Genomic DNA, 4476 nt, shown 5'->3' with positions numbered 1-4476 from the left:
CAGGAGGGTTAAAGCCGCTGTCGTCACCGGGGCCGCTACATTGATTATATACCCGGTTCTACAGAGAATCCTCCTTGAATTAATGAGCATGGTAAGCCCGAGGAAGAGGATAGATTTACCGATAGATCCTGGACTATTATCGAGTGATCCAAGCGTCGGGGAGAAATACGCCATGGATGAACTAGTGTTAAAGAAGCCAACTCTCAAGCTAATATATGAATTATACAGGGCATCGAAGGAGATCTGGAGGATTGTCGAAGAGATAGACACACCGGTACTGATAATACATGGAGAAAACGATAGAATAGTGAACCCCGAGGGTAGTCGTAGACTATATGATAGGCTACGCGTAAGCGATAAGGGATTAAAGATATACCCGGGAATGCGCCATGAAGTCCTCAACGAGCCAGAATGGTTGAAGGTATTGGAGGATATAATAGAATGGATTAATAAACACGTTCAGTGACACCACAACTGAAAAGATCTAGGTCCCTTCATGGCGGGAACGAGATCAGACCATGGATTATGATCGACCATGAGATACCTCTGACCCCTCATACCCACTGCTTCTACACTTACCACCAAAAACAAGATAGAGAATACAGAGCCTGTAAACCTTATCCCCGCTATAAATGGCGAGGCTTTCGGTTGTAAACATAGAGTACATCTGTGCCTGTTAGCAAGTATATTTCATCGCCGCTTATGCTAGCTACCGGGATCCCGTAGCCTTTCTTCGCAAGCATGTATATTGTCTCCTCTTTTTCAACTAGTATAGTCTTGAACACTGATTTATCAAGAGCCACTCTAGGTAGCCTGTGCTGAATACCATGCTTTACTCTCTCATGCTGGTTATTCAAGTAGAGCAGTGCACCGGTGAGAATAGCTAGGATGGGTGTTGAGTATAGTGTTAATACTCTTGCCGAATAAATACTTATGAAGTTAAAGGGCGGGGGCATGTTTTTCTCCACAATGTTTTTCACTGTCCTGGTCTCGCTACTGCTTGTATTCGATGATGATGCAGACAATATGTTGTTTGGTTTATCGATGCTGAATAGTATTATGGGGTTGTATTGATAGACAGCAATATATCCATCAGAGTATTTAACAGTATAAGAGGCATTAATGTCAATCCCGTAGTCAAGCTTAAAGGATGCCGAGGAGATCTCCCTGTCGATACGTGAGGCCAGTTCCAATATCTCTTCTATATTAACCGAGCCATTCACATATACGCTCCCAGGGCTACAGAAAAGTGTTAACTCGGGCTCGAGGCTTTTACTCCATAGGGAGGATCTTAAGACACCCGAAGCACTGATATTGCACTCAATACTGGTTGCTTCACCATGCTCCGTGTTATTGTATATTACCACCTTAGCATTCAACCTGTAGAGGGAGTATTGTGCCAGTGAGAGAAAGACCCTGCTGGAGGAGATTACTGAGGCATTGTCGTATATTATAGATGGCTTCACACCCATGGTGAACAATGCATCCCCATTTATATCAGTGTACTTCACCACATGTTCAACCACATTGTAGGGTTCGATCCTGTAGGATACAGCCATAACTACGATGCTTACGGCGAGTGCCAGGATAAGTGTAATAGTTAGGATTCTCATTGTTTTCACTAGTAACTTATTCGCCAAGATAAGTATACCTCAACATATTTTTAACAATATAAATAATAAAGGTTAAACATAATAAACATGAAGCCAGGAAAAGAACAGTGTAAACGCTGCCTATAGCACCCACAGCCATGATGAATGGATAACCTATATAGGGAACTCTAAAAACCACTCTACCCAGTATAGTATTAATACATGCCCATAAGGGGTCGTCAACATTGTTTGCATCGCCCCGTGTAATCAGGCAGCCACCATCACTGGTTACATTTACAACCCTGTGTACAACAATATTTACCCCATTAGAGAACGCTACTATATCACCAACTGAGATACTCTTGATACTCTTGGGCTCAATAACCACTATATCACCAATACCAAGGCTTGGAGTCATACTTCCCGAGGAAATCACTAGGAGCCTGTAGCCCTGTAGAAAAGAGAAGACGAGGAGCAATGCTACTACTAGGAGAATAAGTGAAGGATAAGCGGGTTCATGCCTGCGGATTCCACGCATCTTATTATTAGCTATTGCTCCAGCGCGATCCATGAATAGTAGTAATCCAGTAAGGATGGTTGAGACCAATAGAGGGAGATATGCTAGAAACACGTTCATCCTCAATGGAAGAACAGGTGAGAGCTTATACATTGATACCTGTATAAGGGACAAACATAGGGATGCCTTAAACCCGTTGCTAATGTATGTAATCGTGCCAAGGATCCCCCATGCAACCCAGTACAAAGACTTCGCCACAACTGATATCGAGGCATCAACATTCTCAAGGAGAAACAGATAAGCTAAGCCTTGAACTACCGAGGTGGAGTATAATAGAATATTGTTCGGGGTTGCTGGTGCGTGCGTGAGAATAATTTTCCTTGATGATTCTATCAGGGTTACTGAGGAAACATAATAGAAGATCGAGGCAAGATACTGGGGAAGACTTGATATGAGAGTATTTATGCCAAAGCCTGTTAGAAGCCCTACAACAATATAAGAGATAGGTATCGAGGCAAACGCTATATAGTAGTATAAACCCATACTACCACGGGTTCCAGGCATCAAGGTGCTGAATACGCTTACAAGGATAACGGCTATTGAGGATGGAACCAGGTAATAAGAGAACCCGTAGAGTAACCCGGTAAACTTTGATAAAGCCGTGAAAATAATCCATGACACATAAAGTAGCAAAGAAATTAGATAGGTGTTACGGGAAAAAAGACTATTCAATTAAAGCCACCTCGTATTCAACTTATGGAGATTGCGCCGGGACACTGTACTCGTTCCACTGAACAGCCTGCAAGCTTATCGTGAAACTAAGTACCATGTTCTGTGGAGCACTCTGCAGTACTGTTAGATCAAAGCTTATATCAGCTGATTGACAGGGATGGAGCTGAGTGCCGAAGTTGTCTCCCCACCAGATCAATATATCTGGTGCTTTATCATTGTTTAAATCTAATTCGACACCCTGTTGTAGCACATGCTCGTTCAACTCGTAGTAGTATTGTCCATCTATTATTACTCTCCATATCTTCAATGGGATTGAACCATCATTGTGAACCTTCATGGCTATGTGGGTATAATACCATGGATAAACATTATACAATATCACATTCATGGTATCCATGTCTCCATCGCCATCACTATCTATCAATGCTACATCAGTACATCCTACATCCTTATCAAGCTGGAGAGCGCCTGGTGAAGGTAGGTATGTGGCATTCCAGTCGTTACCTTTATAGGATCCGAAGCCAGGCTGGAGCCCGCATGCATCCAGCCATATGGTTGACCCTTTCACAATCTCCCAGTCTAGTTCACCAGTGCCAACATATGTGTTTGCTCTTAATATATCCAGCCACATTGATGCTCCAAGCAGTAGTCCTACTATGATTAATAGGGTGGCCAATACTGTTACATATATTCTATTCATATCTAATACACCTAATGCTATGTGTTAAATGGGTCCGGGTATGAGCCCCGTTGCCTTTGAAAAAGCATGTATTAATGATCCTAGTATTACATGAATTGGTTAGCTGACTGTCGTGATTGATTGTACCTCGTTCCACTGTGCATATGTGAATTCAAGCTCGAAATTGTAAGTTGTATCCTCACTAGCAGTTTGCGACACCGCTATATTAATTGTTATGTCATGTGTGCCTTCTGGATGGAGCTGTGTGTCCTCGGGTACCGTGATAATAACGTTTAAGGCCTGGTTATCATATCCACCATCGGTGAAGCCGTAGTTTAGGAGTTTAACTGGTATCGTGCCAATGTTCTTCACGGTAAGGGTTATAACCGGGTTATAACCTGGATACGCGTTCACGAGTGTTATATTTACTTTCACCGCATTTTCCTCCTCATCGTATTCTTCAGGCTCCACTATGCATTGAGCCACGTCTTTTCCTTCATCGTTATGGAAGTTTGAGTCTGGTAACTGCGGGTCTGAGCCCTCATCACTGCATTTCAAATCGGCCCATGCTACCTTGACTTCCCCTGTCTCGACATACGTGTTTACTCGTAGTGTTTCATACCACATTGCCATAGCTGTTCCTAATGCTAGGATTGCTAGCCCTGCAAGGGCTAATCCCATTACGGTATTTAATGCTTTCATTTTACTACACCAAGAACTTCATATTATACCTTGATTATTAAATATCTAAGCCAAATTATTTACATATCTAACATATATATTTAAAATACATAAAGCAAAGCTACATGGATAATACCATTATTTTCAACGCATCTATTTTTCCCAGGAGATCCATGACAACATGTTTCTCACTAGACCCCTTAGCTACCAGTATAGCCGGGACCCCTATATCGGTGGATATCACAAGCATCCTTATACACGCCTCCACAAGTATA

General features: G+C 42.4%; 5 protein-coding genes. 1 reads left to right on the top strand and 4 read right to left on the bottom strand.

All coding sequences use genetic code 11. The features are described 5' to 3' along the window. Window positions 1-466: serine aminopeptidase domain-containing protein (locus ACP5N5_RS05760; protein WP_428133820.1), on the top strand; the 466-nt coding region annotated here is incomplete at its 5' end. Between the two features lie 160 nt (window positions 467-626). Here the strand turns inward: ACP5N5_RS05760 and ACP5N5_RS05755 are convergent. The 4 genes from ACP5N5_RS05755 to ACP5N5_RS05740 all read right to left on the bottom strand — a co-directional run bounded on the left by ACP5N5_RS05755 (window position 627) and on the right by ACP5N5_RS05740 (window position 4222). Beyond that, window positions 627-1640 carry a hypothetical protein gene (locus ACP5N5_RS05755; protein WP_428133815.1) on the bottom strand — a complete coding sequence of 338 codons (1014 nt, stop codon included), beginning with the start codon at window positions 1638-1640 and terminating at the stop codon, window positions 627-629. Further along, entirely contained in the window at window positions 1630-2790 is a 1161-nt protein-coding gene (locus tag ACP5N5_RS05750; protein WP_428133812.1) for a signal peptidase I, read from the bottom strand. The genes ACP5N5_RS05755 and ACP5N5_RS05750 overlap by 11 nt, the downstream gene beginning before the upstream one ends. A gap of 73 nt (window positions 2791-2863) precedes the next feature. Beyond that, window positions 2864-3541, bottom strand: coding sequence for a hypothetical protein (locus tag ACP5N5_RS05745; RefSeq protein ID WP_428133809.1), 678 nt, complete (start codon window positions 3539-3541; stop codon window positions 2864-2866). A gap of 99 nt (window positions 3542-3640) precedes the next feature. Then, window positions 3641-4222, bottom strand: coding sequence for a hypothetical protein (locus ACP5N5_RS05740; RefSeq protein WP_428133804.1), 582 nt, complete (start codon window positions 4220-4222; stop codon window positions 3641-3643). Window positions 4223-4476: the final 254 nt, after the last annotated feature.

Origin of the sequence: Desulfurococcus sp. (assembly GCF_049970475.1) — an archaeon.
Classification (GTDB): Archaea; Thermoproteota; Thermoprotei_A; order Sulfolobales; family Desulfurococcaceae; genus Desulfurococcus; species Desulfurococcus amylolyticus.
Note: the sequence above shows the minus strand (reverse complement) of the source record. Positions and strands in the feature narration are given on the sequence as shown.

Bases quoted from the DNA above. Each gene is read 5' to 3' on its own strand.
- ACP5N5_RS05745 (WP_428133809.1), bottom strand. From the start codon at position 3,541: ATGAATAGAATATATGTAACAGTATTGGCCACCCTATTAATCATAGTA.
- ACP5N5_RS05740 (WP_428133804.1), bottom strand. From the start codon at position 4,222: ATGAAAGCATTAAATACCGTAATGGGATTAGCCCTTGCAGGGCTAGCA.